The organism is Xanthomonas sp. LF02-5 (genome assembly GCF_034105325.1).
GTDB lineage: Bacteria > Pseudomonadota > Gammaproteobacteria > Xanthomonadales > Xanthomonadaceae > Xanthomonas_A > Xanthomonas_A sontii.
This window is the reverse complement of the sequence record NZ_JAXGGF010000003.1, coordinates 403,279-427,038: the sequence shown is the minus strand read 5'-3', so window position 1 is coordinate 427,038 and position 23,760 is coordinate 403,279. Positions and strand designations below refer to the sequence as shown.

Genomic DNA, 23,760 nt, shown 5'->3' with positions numbered 1-23,760 from the left:
AATCCACGCACCCGTGAGGGTGCGACCTGCTGGTTAATCATGCTGCCCTCGTGATGGTCAGTTTCAATCCACGCACCCGTGAGGGTGCGACGCTAGACGACCTGGCTGCGCGCGTCACGGCACTTGTTTCAATCCACGCACCCGTGAGGGTGCGACGCAGACCGCAAGCAGACTGACGCGGCCCTTATGGGTTTCAATCCACGCACCCGTGAGGGTGCGACACAAGCCAGTAGCCGAACAGGATGATCGGCGAAAGTTTCAATCCACGCACCCGTGAGGGTGCGACGTAGCATCTGTAAAGCTATTCATGTTTTTTACAGGTTTCAATCCACGCACCCGTGAGGGTGCGACATAGGTGCGCCCTGCGAAGTTGTAGAGGTTGTTGCCGTTTCAATCCACGCACCCGTGAGGGTGCGACGCGACCTCGGGTTCAGCCAGGTCACTGTGGATCTGTTTCAATCCACGCACCCGTGAGGGTGCGACCGCGGCTGAAGGTCAATGTGTCGGCGGTCATCAGTTTCAATCCACGCACCCGTGAGGGTGCGACGTCAACGCAGCCGTGGACTTCGCAGTGCATCAGGAGTTTCAATCCACGCACCCGTGAGGGTGCGACTTGGCAGGAGAGTCGGCCATGGCGGTTACGCCGCGTTTCAATCCACGCACCCGTGAGGGTGCGACCCCAGGCCGTCACCGTCGCCATGGCGGCGATCGCCAAGTTTCAATCCACGCACCCGTGAGGGTGCGACACGCTGATCCGCTCCGCAATCGCTCTCAATGTATAGTTTCAATCCACGCACCCGTGAGGGTGCGACGCCACCAGCCGTGAGGTTCCCACCCAGAGTCTGCAGTTTCAATCCACGCACCCGTGAGGGTGCGACTCAATGGGCCAGAGGCTTGCGCCCTGTCGCGCCTGTTTCAATCCACGCACCCGTGAGGGTGCGACGACAGTCGGCGCTAGGAACTGGAACTTGCGCTGGTTTCAATCCACGCACCCGTGAGGGTGCGACCGATGCCGACCCGCACCTTCCGGCCACATCCGAGCGTTTCAATCCACGCACCCGTGAGGGTGCGACGCCCGCCGAATGGAGTTCGGCGCATGCGTAATCGGGTTTCAATCCACGCACCCGTGAGGGTGCGACCTGCGTTACGCCCACCATTTCAGTCCCGATGATGTTTCAATCCACGCACCCGTGAGGGTGCGACCTAAGGCGAGCGCGACCTCGCCCATGATTTTCGGTTTCAATCCACGCACCCGTGAGGGTGCGACCCGGCCAGGATCCTGCAGCCCCCTCCCCTATTGGGTTTCAATCCACGCACCCGTGAGGGTGCGACGTCTCCGACGGCACGCCAAGGGGCAACTTCCAGTTGTTTCAATCCACGCACCCGTGAGGGTGCGACCCGGCGCTCGTACTCGGCAAAGACGGCGGCGATCTGTTTCAATCCACGCACCCGTGAGGGTGCGACAGACGACGCCAGCAGCGACGCCGGACACAAGCAGTTTCAATCCACGCACCCGTGAGGGTGCGACTGCCCCAGCATAAGTGCAGAGACGCGTTGGAGGAAAAGCGGCATTCGCGCGAACCGGCGCCGGGGAGGTGCCGCGCGACCGTGTCGATGTCGGTGTCCAGCGCGGATGGCGAGCGCTTTCCTTCTGCATCAATGGCTTGCGAAATGCGCGAACCTCCCCGGGATGTGCCGGTCGCTTGCGGTTCGCGTCAGAAGATCAGCGGCCCCTTGAGGTCCAGGCTGGGTTTGGCGCCGACGTGTTCGACGCGGGCTTCCCACTTGGCGCCAAGATGGTAGAAGCGCAGGCTGTCGATGCCGGGATCGATCAGGTCGCACAGGCGCTGCCGAAGTTCGGCCCATTGCGCGGGGTCGACTTCGATCTCGAAGACCGAGAACTGGACACGCTGCCCACGGTCTCTGCAGGCCTTGGCGACCTTGCGCAGGCGCTTCTCGCCGCCAGGGGAGCTGGTGCTGACATCGTAGCTGACCAAGACCATCATGCGCCGCGTGTCCCTGTCATTTCCAGAAGAAGGCGGGGTAGCCGTCCAGGTCGCCCCGCAAGTGCCGGGCCAGCAACTGCGCCTGCACGAAGGGCAGCAGGCCGATCTCCACCTTCTCGCCGAGGAAGGCGTGGTGCAGTTGTTCGCGCTTGCGTTCCTGATAGGCTACCAGCACGGTCTTGCGGGCATCGTCCTTCAGCAGAACCGCGCCGTTGTCGAACACCTGGAAGTCGCGTGCATGCAGCTGCCGGCGGTTGATCAGCGACAGCGCCAGGCGTTCGCCCAGGAGCGGGCGGAACTCCTCGGCCAGGTCCAGTGCCAGGCTGGGACGTCCGGGGCGGTCCCGGTGCAGGAAGCCCACCGCCGGGTCCAGGCCCACGGTTTCCAGGGCCGAGCGGCAATCGTGGGTGAGCAGTGTGTAGAGGAACGAGAGCAGGGCGTTGAAGGCGTCGCGTGGCGGACGCCGGTTGCGGCCGCCGAAGCGCAGCAACGGGTGTTCGGCGCGCACGAGTTGGCCGAACACGCCGAAGTACGCTTGCGCCGCTTCACCCTCCAGGCCGCGCAGGACGTCCACGTCGGTTTCGACGAGCACGCGTTGCGGAATGCGCTTGAGCCGCTTCAACGCATGCTGGAATGCCGCGGTGTCGGTCAGCCGGTCGCCGTGGTCGCGCCAGCCGCGCGCCAGGACGGCGCGCTGGTTGTGGATCTTGCCTGCCAGCAGGTGACGGACGATGGCGGCGCAGCCGGCGGGGTCGTCGCTGCGCCGGTACTGCGCGCGACGCAGCAGCACGTTGCCGGAGACCGGCCCTTCGACCCGCGCCAGGAAACGGCCCTGCGGCGTCAGGTAGCAGATGCTGATGCCCTGTTCGGCGCAGAAGCCCAGCAACTGCGGGGAGACGGCGACGCGACCGATGCAGACCAGGCTCTCCAGCATGTGCACGGGCAGGCGGGCGCGCTCCTGCCGCTCGACCTCCAGGACCACGTTGGCGCCATCCTTGCGCAGCCAGGCGCCGTCGGTGGTGGCGTACAGCGTATTGAGTTGGCGGCGCATGGTCAGTCCTCCTCGGCATCGAGTTGGTCGTGCACCCAGTGCGCGACGCTGCCGCGGTCGAGCAGGCGCGGCTGGCACAGGTCGATCAGGGAGCAGGCATCGCAGCGCTTGGCGTCGTAGCGTGCGGACGGGGTCAAGCCGGCTAGCAGCATCGCGCGGGTCGCGGCGATGGTGCGCAGCGTGAGGTCGCGTAACGCCGCGTCGAAGGCCACTTCCTTGCGCCGGCGCGTCTGCCCGTAGAACAGTGCACCGGCCGGCACCGCGCGTCCCAGCATGTGCTCCAGGCACAGCGCCTGCGCGCACAGTTGCACTTCGTCGGCGCGATGCGCCTTGGGGCGCCCGCGCTTGTACTCGACGGGGAAGGCGACGTCGGCGTCGCCGTTGGGATGGAACTCCACCACGTCGGCCTTGCCGGTGATGCCCAGCTCCAGCGCCAGCAGCGGCATCGCGGTCACGGTGCGCACGCCGCGCCGGCGTTCGGCCTGCGGCGCGTCGGCGCGCTGGTGCAGCAGGCGTCCCTCGGCCGTCTGCCGGTTCTCAGCCCATTGCTGCTCCACATGGATGAGCGCGCACTGCCGCGGGCAGTACAGGTAGTGCTGCAGGGCGGAGAGCGGGATCAGGTCGGCATCGTCCATGTCCCGCTCCCGTTTGCCTCAGAACAGATCCGTCACGCTGACGCCGGCCGGCAGGTCGCGGTCGATCGTGACCCGGTAGTCGGCGAAACTGCGTGCCGGGCCGGCGTCGCTGTCGGCGACGCGTTCGACCTTCACCTTGTCGAACAGCACGTGCGCCGGCGCGTTGCCCATCGGGTGGTCGTGCTTGAACACGATCAGCTTGCGCGCCGACATCTCGCCGCGCGCGGCGGAGCGGTCGTGCTCGAACAGGTTGGTCAGGGCCCGCCACAGCAGTTGCAGGTCGTCCTCGGAGAAGCCGGTGCGCTCTGCCAGCTTGGCGGAGATGAAGCCGTGTGCGCGGTACAGACCATAGGGCAGGATGTGCTTGCGGCCCATGGTGCGTTCCTTTTCCAGGTCCTTCTCGTTGGTCACCGCCACGCGGGTGATCGACACTTCCAGCGGCAGCACCGGTTCCACCGAGCTGGCGAAGGCCAGTTGCACTGGGCCGCGGACCTGCCCGGAATTGACTTCGGTGGTCATCACCGCGCCGAAGGTGCGCACGTCGAAGAAGTTCTTGCACATCCAGGCCGTCAGTTCGCGCGCCTTGGCTTCATCCTTGGGCAGCTTCTTGGCTTCCGGTTCGATCTTCAGTGCCGCGTAGGCTTGCTTGTGCTGATTGTTCAGCACCGACTTCTCCTGCATGTAGATCGCATGGCCGGGCTGACCTTCCTGCTCAAGCGCCACGTAGTTGCGGATCTTGCGCTTGAGGGCCACGTCGGTGACCAGGCCGCGGTTGGTTTCCGGATCCAGGCGCGGCAGGTTGCCGGCATCGGGGTCGCCGTTGGGATTGCCGTTGGTGACGTCGAACAGGTAGACGAACTCGTAGCGGTTGGCGATGGCGCTCATGCGGTCTCTCCTTCGGAAGCGGTGTCGGGGGCGTCCTGGCCGTCGTTGCGGGCGAAGCGCGCCTGGGTCTGGTGGTAGTAGCCGATCGCGAAGCGGCCTTGTTCCTGGATCGGCAGGCTGCGGGGGAAGCTGGGCGGCAGAGCATCGACGATCAGGCGGACCTCCTTTTCCAGGTTCACCGCTAGGCCGGCCTTGTCCTTGCGCAGCTTGCCGAAGTGGTTCTGCGCGCTGCGCAACAGCACCGGGAAGATGCTCGCCGGGGTGGCCGAGGCGGCGCCGTAGTAGCGGTCGCGGATGGTGGCGTTGATGCGGTCGCCCAGCGCGGCACGTTGCAGGTTTTCCAGCGATGCGAACAGCCGTCCCAGCAGGTAGCCGGGGTCGGTATTGCCGGTGTCGAGACTCATGGGTGGTTCCTTGTGGTCGGTGGACAGTCCTTGTTGCGTGTTCAAGCGCGCCGCGCGTGCCAGCACCGCCCGGCACAGTGCGATGCGCAAAGGGGTCAGTTGCCCGTCGGCACGGAAGCGCATCACCACGCCGCCGAGCAGGCCCTGCGGATAGCGACCGCCGGTGAGGATCGCCCGGCTAAGTTCGCCCGCCAGCAACGGCGAGACGTCCTCGGCCTTGGGCTTGCCGTGTTCGCCGTAGACCGGGGCGGTCTGCAGGGCAAGGTAGGACGGCGTGGGCGCGCGCTTCCAGGCCGGTGGCACGAGCGTGAGGTCGTCGTAGTGGTCGGCCAAGCGCTTGGCGAACCCCGCCAGCGTTTGCGTTTCCCAGAAGCGGATCGACAGGCGCGAGGCGTTCGGCGCCAGTCCGAGCACGAAGATGTGCGCCTCGTCGTCCAGGGTCTCGTCCAGGTCGCGCAGCGGCCGCGCCTGCCGCACTTGCTTCAGGATCAGTTCGAGGCGCCGGGTGGCGCGACCGTCGGCGATGGCGGGATCGTCGGCATCGCTGCCGCGCATGAACTCGGCGAAGACGTCCTCGGCGTTCTTCGCTTGTGTGGGGGTGCCGGCCTGCGCCCAGAACACCACGGTGGTATCGCCGATCTGCACGCGCTGGCGATTGTGCGCGTCGCGGCGCAGCAGATGGTTGAGCGCCGTGGTGTAGGCAGAGGCGGCCTGTTCGGAGATCGGTGCGTTCTCGCCCTGGCGCTTGCCGTAGGAGGTGAAGGCATCGAGATTGAACGAGACGAGGGACGCGCCGGAACTCTGTGCGCCGTTCACGCCCTTGATGGCCGGATGCAGCCGGGCCAGTGGCGCCCGCTTGCCGCTGACCAGGCAGAGGCCCTGTTCGCCTTCGGTACCTTGGCCTTGCTGCCGGTCCCAGGCCGCACGCGCGGCGGCACGTTCATGCAGATGGCCGACATCGCCCTCTAGCCGGAACACCAGGTTGGCGTCCAGCAGCGCCTCGCCGTGCGGAGCGAAAGCCGCGTGGTCGGCGTACTGCGCCGGCGTCCAGGCCGCCAGAAACGCCAGCAGCGCCTGCAGGCCAGGATCGTCGGTGCCGGCCAGCGCCTGCTGGTGCAATGCCTTGAACGCGGCACGCTCCTGTTCGCTGCGCTTGCTGGTGGCGCTCACGCCGAGCACGTAGCTGGTCTTGTCCCACAGGAAGTTGGACTTGATTCCCGCGGTGCGCTTTTCCGGCTGCGGGACGAGCATGGCCTTGGCGAGACGTTTCTTGCCCTCGACGCGGTGTTCGTCCTCGACCGAAACGACGATGCCGTCGGCGGCCAGCACCACGGTGTAGCCGATGTTCTGCTGGCTGTAGCCGGGTGCGGCGATCCCCGAGGCAGGGTCGTTGAGCAGGCGCTGGTAGTAGTCGGCGAGGGCGGACAGGATCATGCGCACACCCCGCTGTCGTGGGGCGGCGGGACGGCGACCAGTCCGTCGAGCATCCGCGCGCGGAAGAAGCGCGGGGTCATGCCGTTGGCGAAGTCGATGTCGTGCAGCATCCAGCCCAGGTCGCGTTCCCCGGACAAGCCCGGGTCGCTGGCCGGCGGTGGGTCGTCGTCGCCGAGCAGGGCGAAGCTGGCGGGGAACTCGCGGGTACCCAGGCAGGGCGCCTGGAAGCACTGCCCGCGTCGCGCGCGGCGGTTGAAGATGTCCAGATGCTTGCCGACGTTGTCGTCCGGGCCGGCCTTGTCGGTCAACTCGAAATGCGCAGCGATCACATAGCCAACGTCGCGCAGCAGCGTAGCCGCACGTTGCTGGCGGTCCTCCTCCACGTAGTTGACCAGGCCATCGGTGCGTCCTGCGTTGATCGCCTTGCCGACGCTGGCGGCGGACAACTTGCCGCCGACCTCGTTGCGGCGGATCGACTCGAAGCGGATCGGCTTGAGCACCTGGATGCCATCGATGACCCAGCGGATCGCCGGTTTCCAGTGGATCGCTTCGAGAATCCCGCGTGCGGCCGAGGGTGTGATGATGTCGTAGGACACCCGCTCGACCTTCATTTCCGGGCGCGTGAACAACGCCCGCTCGCCCCAGACATGGAGCTTGATTCCGTAACTCATCCTTGTCTCCCTTCGCCTACATGCGGTGTTTCCACGGTTGCGGCATGCTCATTTTCAGAAGTTGAGGTGCGTTCAATGCTTCGATCCATCAAAGACACAGGCTCTCCGGGTCCAGGAACTGCGGGTCCTCCCAATGCAACCCGAACCGCGCGTCGTACAGGCGCGGATTGCACAGGCGCATGAACTGCTCGCCGTAGCGATCGGGTGCAATGGGAGCGATTGCCGAGGCCTGCCAGAGCGCCTTGTAGGCCTGCTCGGGCACCTGCACCAGCCACGGTTGCAGGCGGCGGGCGGCGCCGGCTACGCCGATCCGCTCGGCGTGTTCCAGTTGCCGCAGCACCTCGTTGACGTCGGCCACTTCGCGTTCCGCGGCGCTCTTGTCGGCCGTGTACGGCGCATACGGCACGATCAGCGGGCGCATGTTGGTCTGGATCACTTTGAATTTCTGCGCCAGCGTGTCGAAGGGCAGGTCGTCGAGGCCGGCGGTGCGCAGTTGGGTAAGGATCGCCGTGTTGTCCAACAGTTCGTCGCCCAGGCGCCGATACAGCGCCTTGAAGTAGGCATGGAGCGCATCCATCGCCAGCAGGTCGTCGCGATGGGCGCGCTCGACCTCGCGGAAGACCTCGGTGAACACCTTCAGTTCCTGCGGCGGCTGCCACTGCACAGGGGCGAACACCAGTACCTCGCTGGCATCGGTCGGATGCCTGCCTTCGCGGTTGCAACGTCCTGCCGCTTGCGCCACCGAATCCAGGCCGGCTTCCGCGCGCAGAACGGTCGGAAAGTCGACGTCCACGCCTGCTTCGATCAGGCTGGTCGCGACCAGCCGGCACGGCCTGCCCGCTTTCAGGTCATCGCGTATCTGCGCCAATGCCACACTGCGATGCCGCGCGTGCATCAGCGTGGTCAGGTGGCGTGCGCCGGGCTGTTCGGCGATGGCGTCGAACAGAGCGCGGGCATGGCGACGATTGTTGACGATGCACAGGACCTGCGCGCGTTGCCGCAACTGTTCGCCCAGCGCGTCGTCTTCCAGCGTGCCGACATGTCGCACTCGCACGCGGCGCAACTGCGCATACAGCGTCTCCGGGTCCGCCACCAGTTCCTCGACGTGTTCCAGCCCGTCGGGGAAGCCCTGGTCCTGGCGCAGCGCGGGCTGGGTGGCGGTGCACAGCACCGGGCTGACCCGGTAGTTGCGTGCCAACTCGTCCAGCAGCGCGACACACGGACGCAGCAGTTTCTGCGGAAGCGTCTGCGCTTCGTCCAGGATCACCACGCTGCCGGCGATGTTGTGCAGCTTGCGGCAGCGCGTGGGGCGGTCGGCGAACAGGCTCTCGAAGAACTGCACGGAGGTGGTGACCACGATCGGCGCATCCCAGTTCTCCATCGCCAGCTTGCGCTTGTCTATCGATTGCAGTTCCTTGGACGGATCGTCGAAGAACGCGCTGTGATGTTCCAGCACCACGTCGTCGCGGTTGTGGACGTCGAGTGCGTTGCGAAACACCGCGGCGGTCTGATCGACGATGCTGGTGAACGGAATCACGTAGATCACCCGGCGCAAGCCGTGCGCGATGGCGTGATCCAGTGCGAACGCCAGCGAAGCCAGGGTCTTGCCGCCGCCGGTCGGCACGGTGAGCGAGAACAGGCCGGGACGCGCGTGCGCCCTGGCCCGCGCCTCGCGCAGGATCCTGGTGCGGATCGGGTTGATGCCGCCTTCGGTGGGAAAGCCGGCCAGATGACGGTCCAGCCGTTCCCGCAACTGCATCAGCGTCGGTCGCGTGCCGGTCTCCTCGGCGCGTGTCTTGCGTCCTTCCACACGCCGGTAGAAGTCGTCGGTATCGACGAAATCGGCATCGACCAGGCAGGAGAACAGCATGCGCGCGAGGACCGTCATCTGGAACGCCCGGCGCTCTGTGCGAGGGTGGCCGCTGAATTCTGTCGGGAATTCCAGCTTGGCGGGCAGCACGATCTCGCGCTTCCAGTCTTGCAGTAACGGCGGCAACGCGTGCGCTTGGTACTCGTCCGAAAGCCGTTCGCGCAGCGAGGAGCGGGATGTCAGATCGTCGCGCTGTCCATCTGCCAGCCCCGCATGATGTCCGGCGATGCCGTAGGCCAGCAGCGTGCCGCCATTGCCGTACAGCTCGCGGGCCTTCCGCGCGCCCCAGGTCGCATGGTCCACCCTGGACGGGTCGCCATTCAGGCGCGCCTGGAATTTTTCGGTGTACTTGCCAAGATCGTGCAGTTGCCCGGCGACGCGCGCCATCGTCTGCCCGCCGAATGCGGCGGCGTAGCCTGCGGCGCGCTCGCCGACACCATTCAAATGCTCGGCCAGCCTTTGCCAGTCGTGACGATCCCGGCGCTCGGTCGAGTGCGCGTAGAAATCCATGTTGTCCCCCTGTTCCATGTCCTATGGAAACGCATCGGCGTGGCCGGTGCCGTGCCGAGCATACGCCGCTCGCGCCGAGGCGGTGGAGACAAAATCGCCGGATAGCCGGTGCTGCCTCGGGAAGGCGCATGAATCGCACTGGTGGGCCGCAAGACCCCGCGCTTTGCCCGCAGCCGGCAGACACGCGACAATGGACGGCCGATGTCCGGCGGTTGGCGGCATCGCGAAACTACAAGAAAACATACGCCGCCGTACTGTCGGTGCTGCCTATTTCCCCCTGCCAGAGGTCATCCGTCGCGTCATGTCGAATACGCCCAAGATCCTGTACACGCTCACCGATGAAGCCCCGTACCTGGCGACGCAGTCGCTGCTGCCGATCGTCGCCGCGTTCGCCGGCACTGCCGGCATCGCCGTGGAGACCCGCGACATCTCGCTGGCCGGCCGCCTGATTTCGCAGTTCCCCGAATACCTGCGCGAGGACCAGCGCATCGCCGACGACCTGGCCGAGCTGGGCCAGCTGGCGACCACGCCGGAAGCCAACATCATCAAGCTGCCCAACATCAGCGCCTCGGTGCCGCAGCTCAAGGCCGCGATCAAGGAACTGCAGCAGCAGGGTTATGCGCTGCCGGACTACGTGGACGAGCCGAAGGACGAGAAAGAGAAAGAAGCAAAGGCGCGCTACGACAAGGTCAAGGGCAGTGCGGTCAATCCGGTGCTGCGCGAGGGCAATTCTGATCGCCGCGCGCCGGCCTCGGTGAAGAACTACGCGCGCAAGCACCCGCACCGCATGGGCGCGTGGAGCGCCGAGTCCAAGTCGCACGTGGCGCACATGGACGCCGGCGATTTCTACGGCAGCGAGCGTTCGGCGCTGATCGAACAGGCTGGCAGCATCAAGATTGAGCTGGTCGGCAAGGACGGCGCGGTGACCGTGCTGAAGGAAAAGACCGCGGTGCAGGCCGGCGAGCTGATCGACGCGGCGGTGATGAGCAAGCGTGCGCTGGCCGCCTTCGTGCAGGCGCAGATCGCCGATGCCAAGCAGCAGGGCGTGCTGTTCTCGCTGCACCTGAAGGCGACGATGATGAAGGTCTCCGACCCGATCATGTTCGGCGTGGTCGTCGAGGCGTTCTACCGCGACGTGCTGGACAAGCACGCCGCCACGCTCAAGCAGGTGGGCTTCGACGCCAACAACGGCATCGGCGACCTGTACGCGCGCATCGCCAGCCTGCCGGAGGCGCAGCGTGCGCCGATCGAGGCCGACCTGCAGGCGCTGTACGCGCAGCGCCCGGCGCTGGCGATGGTCAACTCCGACAAGGGCATCACCAACCTGCACGTGCCCAGCGACGTGATCGTCGATGCGTCGATGCCGGCGATGATCCGCGACTCCGGCAAGATGTGGAACGCCGAGGGCAAGCTGCAGGACACCAAGGCGGTGATCCCGGACCGCTGCTACGCCGGCGTGTACCAGGCGGTGATCGAGGATTGCAAGCTGCATGGCGCGTTCGACCCGGCGACCATGGGCAGCGTGCCCAACGTCGGCCTGATGGCGCAGAAGGCCGAGGAATACGGTTCGCACGACAAGACCTTCCAGATCCCGGTCGACGGCACCGTGCGCGTCACCGATGCCGGCGGCACGGTGCTGCTGGAGCATGCGGTGGAAGCCGGCGACATCTGGCGCATGTGCCAGACCAAGGACGCGCCGATCCAGGACTGGGTCAAGCTGGCGGTCGAGCGCGCGCGCCTGAGCGCCACCCCGGCGGTGTTCTGGCTGGATCCGCAGCGCGCCCACGATGCGCTGATGATCCAGAAGGTGGAGCGCTACCTGCAGGATCACGACCTCAACGGCCTGGACATCCGCATCCTGCCGCCGGTGGAAGCCACCGCGTTCTCGCTGCAGCGCATCCGCAAGGGCGAGGACACCATCTCGGTCACCGGCAACGTGCTGCGCGATTACCTCACCGACCTGTTCCCGATCATGGAGCTGGGCACCAGCGCCAAGATGCTGTCGATCGTGCCGCTGATGGCCGGCGGCGGCCTGTTCGAGACCGGTGCCGGCGGTTCGGCGCCCAAGCACGTGCAGCAGTTCGTCGAAGAGAACTACCTGCGCTGGGATTCGCTGGGCGAGTTCCTGGCCCTGGCCGCGTCGCTGGAGCACCTGGGCCAGCGCCACCACGATGCCGCCATCGGCGTGCTGGCGCGCACCCTGGACCAGGCCAACGGCCAGTTCCTGGACAACGACAAGTCGCCTTCGCGCAAGGTCGGCGGGCTGGACAACCGCGGTAGCCACTTCTACCTCGCCATGTACTGGGCGCAGGCGCTGGCCGCGCAGGACGAGGACGCCGCGCTGAAGGCGCGCTTCGCGCCGCTGGCCAAGCAGCTGACCGAGCAGGAAGCGACCATCGTCGCCGAGCTCAACGGCGTGCAGGGCCAGCCGGTCGACATCCAGGGCTATTACCGTCCGAACCTGGAGCTGATCGGCAAGGCGATGCGGCCGAGCAAGACCCTCAACGACGCCCTGGCGACGTTGAACGCCTGATCGCCCGAACTGGATGTGACGCAAAGGGCCGCCCCTCGGGGCGGCCCTTTGCGTTTCCGGCGCAGGAAGCGTCCGGTAGGAGCAGCTTCAGCCGCGACAGGGCATTCCCGGTACGGCCGGTCGCGGCTGAAGCCGCTTCTACGGCCGACCTGCGTCCGGCTCGATCCTGGCGAAGCAGGTCGCTGGATGTGCGCACGAGACGGAGCGCGGCAGGGTGCCCGACACCCGCGCGACGCCGCCACCTGGGTACACTGCGGCCATGTCCTCCACGCCGCTGCCGCTGCCGTCCGAACGCCGTGCCCTGGTCATCGGCCGCATCGTTTTCGAGGCGTTCGAGGACTACCACGCGCGCTTCGCACAAATCTCCTCGCGTGCGCGCCAGCGCTTCGAGGCGCGCGACTGGAGCGCCGCGCGCGAAGATGCGATCGAACGCATCGCCCTGTACGACCAGTGCATCGCCGAGTGCATGCTGCGCCTGCGCGCGGTACTGCTCGGCCAGGCGCACGATCGCGCGCTGTGGATCCGTGCGCGCGACCACTACGCCGAACTGATCGCCGCGCTGATCGACCAGGAGCTGTACAAGACCTTCTACAACACCCTGACCCGGCGCTTCTTCCGCACCCAGGGCGTGGACGCGCAGATCGAGTTCGTGGCACTGGACATCGAGCCCACCGACGCCATCACCCACCCGGTGGCGCGGCACAACTACGTGGTGTCCGAGGCGCGGCCGGTGGACGCGTTCGTGCGTGTGCTCGGCGACTACCGGTTCGACGTGCCGTACGCGCACCGCACGCGCTGCGCGGCGGCCATCGCGGTGCGGCTGCAGGACGACCTCGCCCACTGGGGCGAGAACCCGGTGCGCGGCATCGAACTGCTGGAGACGGTGTTCTATCGCGAGCGCCGGGCTTACCTGATCGGCCGTGTGTTCGGCGAACACCGCTTCTCGCCCTGCGTGATCGCCCTGGTCAACGACGAACAAGGCCTGCGCGCCGAAGCGGTACTGACCAAGCGCAACGACGTGGCGCAGCTGTTTGGCATCTCGCGCAGCTATTTCCAGGCCGACCTGGCCACCGTCGGCGATGCGGTGGTGTTCCTGCGCAGTCTGCTGCCGCACAAGCCGATCGACGAGCTGTACACCATGCTCGGCCGCGCCAAGCAGGGCAAGACCGAGCGCTTCCGCACCTTCTTCCGCCACTTCCAGGCGCATCCCAACGAACAGCTGGTGCATGCCGAGGGCACGCCGGGCATGGTCATGGCGGTGTTCACCCTGCCCAGCTACCCGCTGGTGTTCAAGCTGATCCGCGACCGTTTCGCCTATCCGAAGACGATGAGCCGCGAAGAGGTCGAGGAGAAGTACGCGCTGGTGTTCAACCTCGATCGCGTCGGCCGCCTGCTCGACGCGCAGCCGTACCGCTCGCTGCGCTTCCCGCGCACGCGTTTCGCGCCGGCGCTGCTGAAAGAGTTGATGGAGGGCTGCGCGCGCAGCTTGCGCGAGGACGGCGACGACCTGATCGTCGAGCTGTGCTACGTGCAGCGGCGCCTGCGCCCGTTGAACCTGTACCTGCGCGAGCAGGGCGCCGAGGCCGCGCGCGAGGCGGCGCTGGACTACGCGCAGGCGATCAAGGACATGGCCCGCAACAACATCTTCCCCGGCGACATGCTGCTGAAGAACTTCGGCGTGTCGCGGCAGGGACGCGCGGTGTTCTACGACTACGACGAACTGTGCCTGGTCACCGATTGCAACTTCCGCGACTGGCCGCAGCCGCGCAACGAGGAAGAGGCGATGTCCGCCGAACCATGGTTCCACGTCGCCCCGCGCGACGTGTTCCCGGAGCGCTTCGCGATGTTCATGGGTCTGCCCGCGGCTTCGCTGGAGGCGGTGCGGCATGCGCACGGCGAACTGTTCGATCCGCAGTGGTGGCGCGACCTGCAGGCGCGGCTGCGCGAGGACGATTATCCGGACGCGCCGCCTTACCCGGACGCGCTGCGCCTGGCCTGAGTTGCCGGCGGGCCGCCAGTGCGTTGTAATCGGCGCCTCATCTCAGGCAAAGGAATGCGCGATGCACCGTCGATCCCTCCGTTCGTGGTGGCGCTGGAGCGCCGTGCTGTCGCTGCTGCTGGCATCGACTGCCGTTGCCGCCGACGGAGTCGGCCCGGGCGCGGTGCGCAAGCAGATCGAGAGCAGCATGCTGGTGAGCGGCACCATCGACATCGAACCCAGCGGCGCGGTGTCGGCGCTGGCGCTGGACCAGCAGGAGCGTCTGCCCGAGGGCGTGGTCGGCTTCGTCCGCAACAGCGTGATGCAGTGGAAGTTCGAGCCGGGCATGCGCGATGGCAAGCCGGTGCCGGCGCGCGCGCCGATGACCCTGCGCCTGGTCGCTAAACGCCTGCAAGGCGACGACTATCAGATCGAGATCCGCAGTGCCGACTTTACCCGCTACGATCCGAGCGATCACAGCGTGGTGACCGCGATTCAGATGAAGCCGCCGGCCTATCCGGAAGCCGCCTACAGCGTCGGTGCCGCGGGCTCGGCGTACCTGGTGCTCAAAGTGGGCCGCGATGGTCGCGTCGCCGACGCCGCAGTAGAGCAGGTCAACCTGCGCGTGGTGGCGTCCGAGCGGCAGATGCAGCAACTGCGCGACGTGCTGGGCAAGAGCGCGCTCGGCGCGGCGCGCAAGTGGACTTTCCGCCCGCCGAGCGAAGGCAAGCACGTGGATGCGCCGTACTGGAACGTGCGCGTGCCAGTCGATTACGCGCTGCTCGACCAGCCCCGCCAGGGTGCGCCGTCGGCTTATGGCCGCTGGATGAGCTACGTGCCTGGCCCGCGCCAGCGCGCGCCGTGGAGTGCCGAGGAGGATGCTGCCGGCTTCTCGCCGGACCTGTTGCCGGCTGGCGGTGTGTACATGGCCGACGGCGCCGGCCCGCGCCTATTGACGCCGCTGCAGGGCGGTTGATCGGCGCCGGTGTTCGCCCGGTCTTACAGGCCGGGCTGCCCCGCGTAGACCACCCGCCGACGTTAGCGCGCCGCGCGGCGGTCGTCGTCGCGGCGTCGGGTCGAGACGACCAGCACCGCCAGCAACAGCGCGGCCAGCAGCAGCGACGCACCGACCGTACCCAGGTCCAGCCCGCCTTTGCCGGCAGGCTTGCTCAGCAGGTCGCCGAGAGTCGCGCCGAACGGGCGGGTCAGCACGAACGCCGCCCAGAACAGCGCCGTGCGCGAGACCCCGGTGAACGCATAGGCCAGGGCGATCGCCGCCAGCAGCGCCGCGATCAGCAGCGCGCCGCCGGCGAAGCCCAGCCCCGAACTGTCGGCGAGGTAGTCGCCCAGCGCGGTGCCCAGGGTGTTGGAGACCAGGATCGCCAGCCAGTAGAAGATCTCGGCGCGGCCGCTGCCGATCCGCTCGACCGACAGGCTGCGTTCGCACAGCCACCAGGTCGCCAGCACCGCGACCAGCAGGCTCACCAGCAGCAGCGCGCCCTGCGCGTAGCCCAGGCCCAGGCTGCGGTCCATGTAGTCCGACAGCGTGGTGCCGGCGGTGCTGGTGGTCAGGATCACCCACCAGTAGCGCCATGGCTGGAAGTTGCGAGCGTGCAGTTGCGCCCACAGCGAGACCAGGAAGACCCCGAGCAGCAGCACGCTGCTCAGCGCATAGCCGATGTCCAGGGTCATCGACAGCAGGTCGCCGCCGGTCTCACCCAGGGTGGTGGCGCAGATCTTCATCACCCAGAAACCGAGGGTGACCGGGGCGACCTTGCTGACGGCGGTGTTGGCGTTGACGGGCATGGTGGCGGACGCGGCGGGGCGAATGCCGCCCATCTCACCCGCGCCCACGTCGAAAGACCGTCGGACCCGATGCCAGCAAGACACTGGCAACACAGTGCCGCCGCCACAAACGCGAACGCCCCGCCGAAGCGGGGCGTTGCGGTCGAATCGGCGCCTGGACTCAGCGCTTCATCGAACCGAAGAACTCGTCGTTGGACTTGGTGTTCTTCATCTTGTCCAGCAGGAATTCCATCGCCGCGATCTCGTCCATCGGATGCAGCAGCTTGCGCAGGATCCAGATCTTCTGCAGCAGTTCCGGCTCGATCAGCAGGTCCTCGCGGCGGGTGCCGGAGCGGTTGATGTCGATGGCCGGGTACACGCGCTTCTCGGCGATACGGCGGTTCAGGTGCACTTCGCTGTTGCCGGTGCCCTTGAACTCTTCGTAGATCACCTCGTCCATCTTGCTGCCGGTCTCGACCAGCGCGGTGGCGATGATGGTCAGCGAGCCGCCTTCCTCGACGTTGCGCGCCGCGCCGAAGAAGCGCTTCGGGCGGTGCAGGGCGTTGGCGTCGACGCCGCCGCTGAGCACCTTGCCGGAGGACGGCACCACGTTGTTGTACGCGCGGGCCAGGCGGGTGATCGAGTCGAGCAGGATCACCACGTCCTTCTTGTGTTCGACCAGGCGCTTGGCGCGCTCGATCACCATTTCGGCGACCTGCACGTGGCGCGCGGCCGGCTCGTCGAAGGTCGAGGAGATGACCTCGCCGCGCACGGTGCGCTGCATTTCGGTCACTTCTTCCGGGCGCTCGTCGATCAGCAGCACGATCAGGTGCACGTCCGGGTGGTTGGTGGTGATCGCCGTGGCCACCTGCTGCATCAGCATGGTCTTGCCGGCCTTCGGCGGGGACACGATCAGCGCGCGCTGACCCTTGCCCTGCGGCGCCATCAGGTCGAGGATGCGGCCGGAGATGTCTTCCGAGGAACCGTTGCCGCGCTCCAGGGTGAAGCGCTTGCGCGGGAACAGCGCGGTCAGGTTCTCGAACAGGACCTTGTTCTTGCTCGCTTCCAGCGGTTCGCCGTTGATGGTGTCGACGATCGACAGCGCGAAGTAGCGCTCGCCGTCCTTCGGGAAGCGGATGCGGCCGGACAGGTGGTCGCCGGTGCGCAGGTTGAAGCGGCGGATCTGGCTGGGCGAGATATAGGTGTCGTCCGGGCCGGCCAGGTAGCTGGCCTCGGCCGCGCGCAGGAAGCCGAAGCCGTCCGGCAGGATTTCCAGCACGCCGTCGGCGGCGACGCCTTCGCCGTGGCGGGTCAGCACCTTCAGCAGGGCGAAGATCACGTCCTGCTTGCGCGCGCGGGCCACGCCGTCCTGGATGTTGAGCTGCTCGGCAATGTCCAGCAGCTTCTGCGCCGGCATCTTCTTCAGATCGCTCAGCGAATAGATCGGGAAGCCTTCCGGCACGCTGGCGTGCGGGCGCGGCACGAACGGCTCGTTGCCGCCGTTGTCGCTGGGCAGGCCGTTGTCCTGGAAGCGGTCGCCGCCGCGCTGGTTGCGGTCGCGGTCGCGGCGATTGCGGAAGCGGTCGCGGCGGTTGCCCTGCTGGTTGTTCTGGTTGTTCTGGTTCTGATTGTTGAAGCGGTTGTTGTTGCCGCCGTCGCGCGGCTCACGGCCTTCGCGCGGCTCGCCGCCTTCGGACGCCTGGCCGCCGCCGCCCTGATGGGCCGGCGCGTCGCCGCCGCCGTGGCTCTGGCCGCCGCTCGCGGCCGGGGCCGGGGCCGACTCCGGGGCCGCGGCGCGCGGCGCCTCGGTCTGGACGGGCGCAGGCGCGGGCGCGGGATTCAGCGGCAGGGTCGGCTGTGCCGGCGCGCCGTGCTCGGCGGCGCCTTCCGCGCCGCTCGCGGCCTTGCTGACGCGCGGCTTGCGCACGCGCTTCTCGGCGGGGGCGTCGGCGCTCCCGGGTTCGGACATGGTGTGATCGGACAAGTGGTGTTCCTCGCTAAGAGTGCGAGCGCCCAGCGTGGGGGCATACGGGGTTGGGAGGAGGTCTGGGAGAGAATCTTCCAGAGGGGGTGCGGTGTGCGAATGCCACCGGATGTATCGACACTATCACCGCCACGCAGGCACGGCAAGCAGGCGTTCGTGGGCGATTCAGCCGCCGGCGATGCTGCGCCGGCCGGGCTGCCGCGGCGCCGCCCCGGTTGCGGAGCGGTCGCCGGCAGCGGGCGTCAGGCGGCGCTGCCGCCCAGGGTCTTGTCGATCATCTGGGTCAGCTGGCCCTTGCCGACCGCGCCGATCTGAGTGGCCTGGATCTGGCCGTTCTTGAACAGCAGCAGCATCGGGATCGAGCGGACGTGGTACTTGATCGCGGTGGCGCGGTTCTCGTCCACGTTGACCTTGGCGACCTTGAGGCGGCCGTCGTAGGCGTCGGCGAGGTCGTCCAGCACCGGTGCGATCATCTTGCACGGGCCGCACCACTCGGCCCAGAAGTCCACCAGGACCGGCTCGTCGGACTGCAGCACCGTGGCATCGAAATCGGCGTCGCCGACGTAAAGGACCTTGTCGCTCACTTTGGGGGTTCTCCTGGGCCAATGCGACTGGCCGGACCGGGTGGCCGCCGCATTGCGGTAAACTGGGGCATTGCGCGGCGATCTCAAGGGATTCCCCCTGTCGCGCGACCCGGCATGGAAGACGCCAGTGTGCGACGCTGCCGGGACCGATGCAAGCCGCGACCTTACGCTTCGGGCGGGGTGGCCTCACGAAGATGGAATGATGAGCGACAAACCGCTGACCGATGTGACTTTTTCCGCGTTCGAACTGCAGCCCGCGCTGCTCGCAGGCCTCGAAAGCGCCGGCTTCACCCGCTGCACCCCGATCCAGGCGCTGACCCTGCCGGTGGCCCTTCCCGGCCGCGACGTGGCCGGCCAGGCCCAGACCGGTACCGGCAAGACCCTGGCGTTCCTGGTGGCGGTGATGAATCGCCTGCTCAGCCGCCCGGCGCTGGCCGATCGCAAGCCGGAGGATCCGCGCGCGCTGATCCTGGCCCCGACCCGCGAACTGGCGATCCAGATCCACAAGGACGCGGTCAAGTTCGGCTCCGAGCTGGGCCTGCGCTTCGCCCTGGTCTACGGCGGCGTGGACTACGACAAGCAGCGCGAACTGCTGCAGCAGGGCGTGGACGTGATCATCGCCACCCCCGGCCGGCTGATCGACTACGTCAAGCAGCACAAGGTGGTGTCGCTGCACGCCTGCGAGATCTGCGTGCTCGACGAAGCCGATCGCATGTTCGACCTGGGCTTCATCAAGGACATCCGCTTCCTGCTGCGGCGCATGCCCGAGCGCGGTACCCGCCAGACCCTGCTGTTCTCGGCCACCCTCAGCCACCGCGTGCTGGAGCTGGCCTACGAGCACATGAACGAGCCGGAAAAGCTCGTCGTCGAGACCGAGAGCATCACCGCCGCGCGCGTGCGCCAGCGCATCTACTTCCCCTCCGACGAGGAGAAGCTGACCCTGCTGCTGGGTCTGCTGTCGCGCAGCGAGGGCGCGCGCACCATGGTGTTCGTCAACACCAAGGCGTTTGTCGAGCGCGTGGCGCGGGCGCTTGAGCGCAACGGCTACCGGGTCGGCGTGCTGTCCGGCGACGTGCCGCAGAAGAAGCGCGAGACCCTGCTCAACCGCTTCCAGAAGGGCCAGCTGGAGATCCTGGTGGCCACCGACGTGGCCGCGCGCGGCCTGCACATCGACGGGGTCAAGTACGTCTACAACTACGACCTGCCGTTCGACGCCGAGGACTACGTGCACCGCATCGGTCGTACCGCGCGGCTGGGCGAGGAGGGCGACGCGATCAGCTTCGCCTGCGAGCGCTACGCGATGAGCCTGCCGGACATCGAGGCCTACATCGAGCAGAAGATCCCGGTCGAGCCGGTCACCGCCGAGCTGCTGGTGGCGCTGCCGCGCACCCCGCGCGCGCCGGTGGAGGGCGAGGCCGCCGAGGCCGATGGCGAGGAGAGCATCGGCGAGATCTTCCGCGAGGCCCGCGCCCAGCGCGAGGCCGACGAGCAGCGTCGCGGCGGCGGGCGCGGCAAGCCCGGCGGCGGCCGCAGCGGCCCGGGCGGCCGTGGCGAGTCGCGCAGCGCCGACGGCAAGCCGCGGCGTCCGCGCACGCCGCGTCCGGCCGATGCCACGGCCGCTGCGGCCGACGGCACTGCGCCGGTTGCCGCCGCGCCGGCGCCCGCGCCCAAGCCGCCGCGCGCTGCGCCGGCCGAGGGCGCAGCGCCCGCGGTCGAAGGCGAGCGTCCGCCGCGCAAGCGCCGTCGCCGTCGCGGCGGGCGTCCGCTGGAAGGCGCCGAGGGCGCACAGGCCGGCAACGGCAGCGTCGCGCCGGCGACCGCGGCCCCGGCCAAGCCGGTGCAGGTCGTGGCCACCCCGGTCAAGGCCGCGCGCCAGGCCGAGCGTGGTGCGGCGGCGAAGAACGATTCGTTCCTGACCCGCCTGGGCCGCAAGCTGCGCTCGCTGGTGTCCAGCTCCTGAGCCGGACCGGCCGTCCGCCGCGTGCGACGCGCGCGGTGGACGAACACCCGGGCCGCTCCGGCATAATCGCCGGATGAGCGTTCTGCGGTTCGACAATGTCAGCAAACAGTACGCCGGCGGCCACGCGGCGCTGGTGGACGTCAGCTTCGAGGTCGAGGAGGGCGAGATGCTGTTCGTCACCGGCCATTCCGGTGCCGGCAAGAGCACCTTGCTCAAGCTGATCCACCTGAGCGAGCGGCCCTCGCGCGGCGCGGTGCTGTTCGGCGAGCGCAACCTGCTGAAGGTGCGCGGCCGCCGCGTGCCCCTGCATCGGCGCGAGGTCGGTGCGGTCTATCAGGACCACCGCTTGCTCACCGACCGCAGCATCGCCGAGAACGTCGCGCTGCCACTGATCCTGCGCGGCACCCGTCGCGCCGAGATCGGCAAGCGCGTGCGCTCGGTGCTCGAGCGCATGGGCCTGGGCCACCGCGAGAAGGCGCTGCCTTCGCAGCTGTCGGCCGGCGAGCAGCAGCGCGTCGGCATCGCCCGGGCGATGGTCGGCGAACCGCGGCTGCTGGTCGCCGACGAACCCACCGGCAATCTCGACCCGACCCTGGCCGCCGAGATCATGCAGCTGTTCGCCGAACTGCCGGCGCGCGGCACCAGCGTGCTGGTGGTCAGCCACGACCTGGCCCTGCTCAAGCAGATGCGCAAGCGCGTGCTGATCCTGGACCACGGCCGCCTGGTCGACGACATCTCGCCGCAGGACCTGGCCGAATGAGCGCGCGCAACGCCGGCGCCGCGGCGCCCTCGCGGCTGGGCGTGTGGTGGGACCACCACCTGCACAGCATCGTCTACAGCCTCGGCCGCGCCATGCGCAAGCCGTGGGCCACGCTGCTGACCATGGCGGTGATGGCGCTGGCGCTGACCCTGCCGCTGGGCCTGTCGATCGCCCTGGACAACCTCAAGCAGTTCGCCGGCAGCGTGCAGCAGTCGCGCGACATCAACGTGTTCCTGAAGACCGACGTCGACGCCGCCGCGGCGCAGGCGCTGGCGCAGACCCTGCGCGGCCGCGCCGACGTGGCCGCGGTAACGCTGCGCACCCCCGCCGAAGGCATGGCCGAACTGCGCGACAGCGCCGGCCTGGGCGAAGCGCTGGACGCGCTGCAGGACAACCCGCTGCCGACGCTGCTGATCGTCACCCCCGCCGCGGCCGACGACACCCCGCTGGCGACCGCGCTGACCGCGCTGCCGCAGGCCGACCTGGTCCAGCACGACGCGCTGTGGCGCAAGCGCCTGGACGGCTGGCTGCATTTCGGCGAACGCCTGGTGCAGGTGCTGTCGCTGCTGCTCGGCGCCGGTGCGGTGCTGGTGGTCGGCAACACCGTGCGCCTGGACATCCAGTCGCGGCGCGAGGAGATCGGCGTGCTGCAGTTGCTCGGCGCCAGCGACGGCTTCATCCGCCGCCCGTTCCTGTACCTGGGCGCCTGGTACGGTTTCGGCGCCGGAGTGCTGGCGCTGGGCCTGCTCGCGGCCTCCGGCATGGCCCTGGGCCAGCCGCTGGCGGCGCTGGCCGACAGCTACGGCAGCCACTTCGTGCTGCACGGGCTGGACGCGCTGCACGCCGGCTTCGTGCTGCTCGGCACCCTGCTGCTGGGCTGGCTCGGCGCCTGGCTGGTGACCGGCCACTTCCTGCGCCAGACGCGGCCCACCGACACCTGAGGCGCACATGGCCGGGCACGAGCTCAAGCATCTGATCAGCGCCGCCCCCCGGGTGATGGTGGTCGATGGCTCGAAGCTGGTGCGCAAGCTGATCGCCGACGTGCTGCACCGCGAACTGCCCGACGTGACCGTGGTCGGCTGCGCCAGCATCGCCGAGGCGCGCGCCGCGCTGGAGGCCGGTCCGGTCGATCTGGTCACCACCTCGCTGGGGCTGCCCGACGGCGACGGCCTGACCCTGGCGCGCAGCGTGCGCGAGGCCGCCGGCCAGGCCTACGTGCCGGTGATCGTGGTCTCCGGCGACGCCCAGCAGCACCTGATCGAGCGCCGCTTCACCGAGTACGTCACCGACTATTTCGACAAGGCGCTCGGCCACGAGGCGCTGGCCACCTTCATTCGCGGCTACGTGCAGCCGCAGCCGGTGGCCGGCGCCACCGTGCTCTACGTCGAGGACAGCCGGGTGGTGGCCGAAGCCACCAAGCGCATGCTCGAGCGCCAGCAGCTGCACGTGGTGCACGTGCTCAGCGCCGAGGACGCCTTCGCCCTGCTGACCGCCGAGTCGCTGGGCCGCACCACCCGCCGCATCGACCTGGTGCTGACCGACGTCACCTTGAAAGGCGAGCTCAACGGCCGCGACGTGGTCCAGCGCATCCGCGTCGACTTCGCCTACGGCAAGCGGCGCATGCCGGTGCTGGTGATGACCGGCGACAGCAATCCGCACACCCAGTCCGAGCTGCTGCGCGCCGGCGCCAATGACCTGGTGCAGAAACCGATCGAAGAGCGCCTGCTGGTCACCAAGGTGCTGTTCCAGTTGCGCCTGGCGCGGCTCGACGAGATCGCGGTGACCTTCTGACCGATGTGATGTCCCGAGCCTGCAAGCGATGAGCAACAACGAAGACGAAAGCCGGATCCAGCTGGAGCCGTCGTGGAAGGCGCAGGTCGGCGACTGGCTGCTGCGTCCGGAGATGCGCGAGTTGGCCACCTTCCTGCGCCAGCGCAAGGCCGCCGGTGCGCGGGTGTTCCCGCCGGGGCGGCAGATCTTCGCCGCCTTCGACGCCACCCCGTTCGAAAAGGTGGAGGTGGTGATCCTCGGCCAGGACCCGTACCACGGCGACGGCCAGGCGCACGGGCTGTGCTTCTCGGTGCTGCCGGGGGTGTCGGTGCCGCCGTCGCTGCTGAACATCTACAAGGAGATCGAGGACGACCTGGGCATCCGCCGGCCGGACCACGGCTGCCTGCTGCCGTGGGCGCAGCGCGGCGTGCTGCTGCTCAACGCGGTGCTGACGGTGGAGGAAGGCCGCGCCGGCGCGCACCAGGGCAAGGGCTGGGAGGGCTTCACCGACCACGTCGTGGAGACCCTCAACCGCGAGCGCGAGGGTCTGGTGTTCCTGCTATGGGGCAGCTATGCCCAGGCCAAGGGCAAGGTCATCGACACCCGCCGCCACCGTGTGCTCAAGGCCCCGCACCCCTCGCCGCTGTCGGCGCACCGCGGCTTCCTCGGTTGCAAGCATTTCTCCGCGGCCAATGAGTACTTGAAGCGCCGCGGCGCCGCCCCCATCGACTGGAGTCTGCCGCCGCGCGCAGAGCTGGAAGCGGTGCTGGGCGGCGCCTGAACCGCGGTTGGACAGGGCGACGCTGTCGCCTGACGTGGACGCCATTTTCGCGAACTGGCTGGTACTTTTGCGGTCAGAGAACGGGATGACGATGCGTCCCGATTGTTTCAGTGGCTTGTGATGCAGTGTCATTCCTGATTCATATGTTGCATAAACAGA

18 protein-coding genes and 1 CRISPR repeat array (1 of these 19 only partly in view) are annotated in these 23,760 nt (G+C 68.1%); of the genes, 8 read left to right on the top strand and 10 right to left on the bottom strand.

Translation table 11 applies throughout. The features are described 5' to 3' along the window. Positions 1-1,528: a CRISPR direct-repeat array (repeat unit 31 nt; unit sequence GTTTCAATCCACGCACCCGTGAGGGTGCGAC); it reaches 647 nt to the left of the window's first position. Positions 1,529-1,715: 187 nt separating this feature from the next. The 7 genes from cas2 to SLW52_RS10840 form a co-directional block, all read right to left on the bottom strand. Further along, positions 1,716-2,006: a CRISPR-associated endonuclease Cas2 gene (gene cas2 / locus SLW52_RS10870; protein ID WP_017907380.1), complete on the bottom strand. Its 291-nt coding sequence runs from the start codon at positions 2,004-2,006 to the stop codon at positions 1,716-1,718. 16 nt (positions 2,007-2,022) lie between these two features. Beyond that, a complete protein-coding gene (gene cas1c, locus SLW52_RS10865; protein ID WP_150410255.1) occupies positions 2,023-3,057 on the bottom strand; it encodes a type I-C CRISPR-associated endonuclease Cas1c in 1,035 nt (344 codons plus the stop codon). Positions 3,058-3,059: 2 nt separating this feature from the next. After that, positions 3,060-3,692, bottom strand: a complete 633-nt coding sequence (cas4, locus tag SLW52_RS10860; protein WP_152238770.1) for a CRISPR-associated protein Cas4 — start codon at positions 3,690-3,692, stop codon at positions 3,060-3,062. 18 nt (positions 3,693-3,710) lie between these two features. Next, on the bottom strand, positions 3,711-4,577 hold the full coding sequence (gene cas7c / locus SLW52_RS10855; protein ID WP_320740166.1) for a type I-C CRISPR-associated protein Cas7/Csd2: 867 nt from the start codon (positions 4,575-4,577) through the stop codon (positions 3,711-3,713). Further along, positions 4,574-6,415: a type I-C CRISPR-associated protein Cas8c/Csd1 gene (cas8c, locus tag SLW52_RS10850; RefSeq protein WP_320740167.1), complete on the bottom strand. Its 1,842-nt coding sequence runs from the start codon at positions 6,413-6,415 to the stop codon at positions 4,574-4,576. Before cas8c ends, cas7c begins: the two co-directional genes overlap by 4 nt. Continuing rightward, on the bottom strand, positions 6,412-7,086 hold the full coding sequence (gene cas5c / locus SLW52_RS10845) for a type I-C CRISPR-associated protein Cas5c (protein WP_267084964.1): 675 nt from the start codon (positions 7,084-7,086) through the stop codon (positions 6,412-6,414). Before cas5c ends, cas8c begins: the two co-directional genes overlap by 4 nt. Positions 7,087-7,174: 88 nt before the next feature. Continuing rightward, complete coding sequence (locus SLW52_RS10840) at positions 7,175-9,466, bottom strand: CRISPR-associated endonuclease Cas3'' (protein ID WP_320740168.1); 2,292 nt, start codon at positions 9,464-9,466, stop codon at positions 7,175-7,177. 301 nt (positions 9,467-9,767) lie between these two features. Between SLW52_RS10840 and SLW52_RS10835 the strand changes: the two genes are divergently transcribed. The 3 genes from SLW52_RS10835 (at position 9,768) to SLW52_RS10825 (ending at position 14,953) form a co-directional block, all read left to right on the top strand. Continuing rightward, entirely contained in the window at positions 9,768-11,999 is a 2,232-nt protein-coding gene (locus tag SLW52_RS10835) for an NADP-dependent isocitrate dehydrogenase (RefSeq protein ID WP_320740169.1), read from the top strand. A 259-nt stretch (positions 12,000-12,258) separates the two neighbouring features. After that, on the top strand, positions 12,259-13,998 hold the full coding sequence (gene aceK / locus SLW52_RS10830) for a bifunctional isocitrate dehydrogenase kinase/phosphatase (protein WP_017907371.1): 1,740 nt from the start codon (positions 12,259-12,261) through the stop codon (positions 13,996-13,998). Positions 13,999-14,059: 61 nt separating this feature from the next. After that, complete coding sequence (locus SLW52_RS10825) at positions 14,060-14,953, top strand: energy transducer TonB (RefSeq protein ID WP_320740170.1); 894 nt, start codon at positions 14,060-14,062, stop codon at positions 14,951-14,953. Positions 14,954-15,015: 62 nt separating this feature from the next. Here SLW52_RS10825 and SLW52_RS10820 read toward each other — a convergent pair whose 3' ends face one another. The 3 genes from SLW52_RS10820 to trxA form a co-directional block, all read right to left on the bottom strand. Beyond that, positions 15,016-15,816, bottom strand: coding sequence for a hypothetical protein (locus SLW52_RS10820; protein WP_320740171.1), 801 nt, complete (start codon positions 15,814-15,816; stop codon positions 15,016-15,018). Positions 15,817-15,943: 127 nt separating this feature from the next. Beyond that, the gene (gene rho, locus SLW52_RS10815; protein ID WP_284468279.1) at positions 15,944-17,746 is read right to left on the bottom strand and encodes a transcription termination factor Rho; all 1,803 of its coding nucleotides are present in this window, start codon (positions 17,744-17,746) and stop codon (positions 15,944-15,946) included. 242 nt (positions 17,747-17,988) lie between these two features. Further along, on the bottom strand, positions 17,989-18,330 hold the full coding sequence (trxA, locus tag SLW52_RS10810) for a thioredoxin TrxA (protein ID WP_017908556.1): 342 nt from the start codon (positions 18,328-18,330) through the stop codon (positions 17,989-17,991). 202 nt (positions 18,331-18,532) lie between these two features. On the opposite strand from trxA, the gene rhlB reads away from it, so the two are divergent. The 5 genes from rhlB to ung all read left to right on the top strand — a co-directional run bounded on the left by rhlB (position 18,533) and on the right by ung (position 23,601). Then, on the top strand, positions 18,533-20,290 hold the full coding sequence (gene rhlB, locus SLW52_RS10805; protein ID WP_320740172.1) for an ATP-dependent RNA helicase RhlB: 1,758 nt from the start codon (positions 18,533-18,535) through the stop codon (positions 20,288-20,290). A 73-nt stretch (positions 20,291-20,363) separates the two neighbouring features. Continuing rightward, positions 20,364-21,050: a cell division ATP-binding protein FtsE gene (gene ftsE / locus SLW52_RS10800; RefSeq protein ID WP_043094534.1), complete on the top strand. Its 687-nt coding sequence runs from the start codon at positions 20,364-20,366 to the stop codon at positions 21,048-21,050. Next, positions 21,047-21,991, top strand: a complete 945-nt coding sequence (gene ftsX, locus SLW52_RS10795) for a permease-like cell division protein FtsX (protein WP_010343178.1) — start codon at positions 21,047-21,049, stop codon at positions 21,989-21,991. Before ftsE ends, ftsX begins: the two co-directional genes overlap by 4 nt. A gap of 7 nt (positions 21,992-21,998) precedes the next feature. Next, complete coding sequence (locus tag SLW52_RS10790) at positions 21,999-22,841, top strand: response regulator (RefSeq protein ID WP_043094535.1); 843 nt, start codon at positions 21,999-22,001, stop codon at positions 22,839-22,841. Positions 22,842-22,869: 28 nt separating this feature from the next. Beyond that, positions 22,870-23,601: a uracil-DNA glycosylase gene (gene ung, locus SLW52_RS10785; RefSeq protein ID WP_320740173.1), complete on the top strand. Its 732-nt coding sequence runs from the start codon at positions 22,870-22,872 to the stop codon at positions 23,599-23,601. Positions 23,602-23,760: the final 159 nt, after the last annotated feature.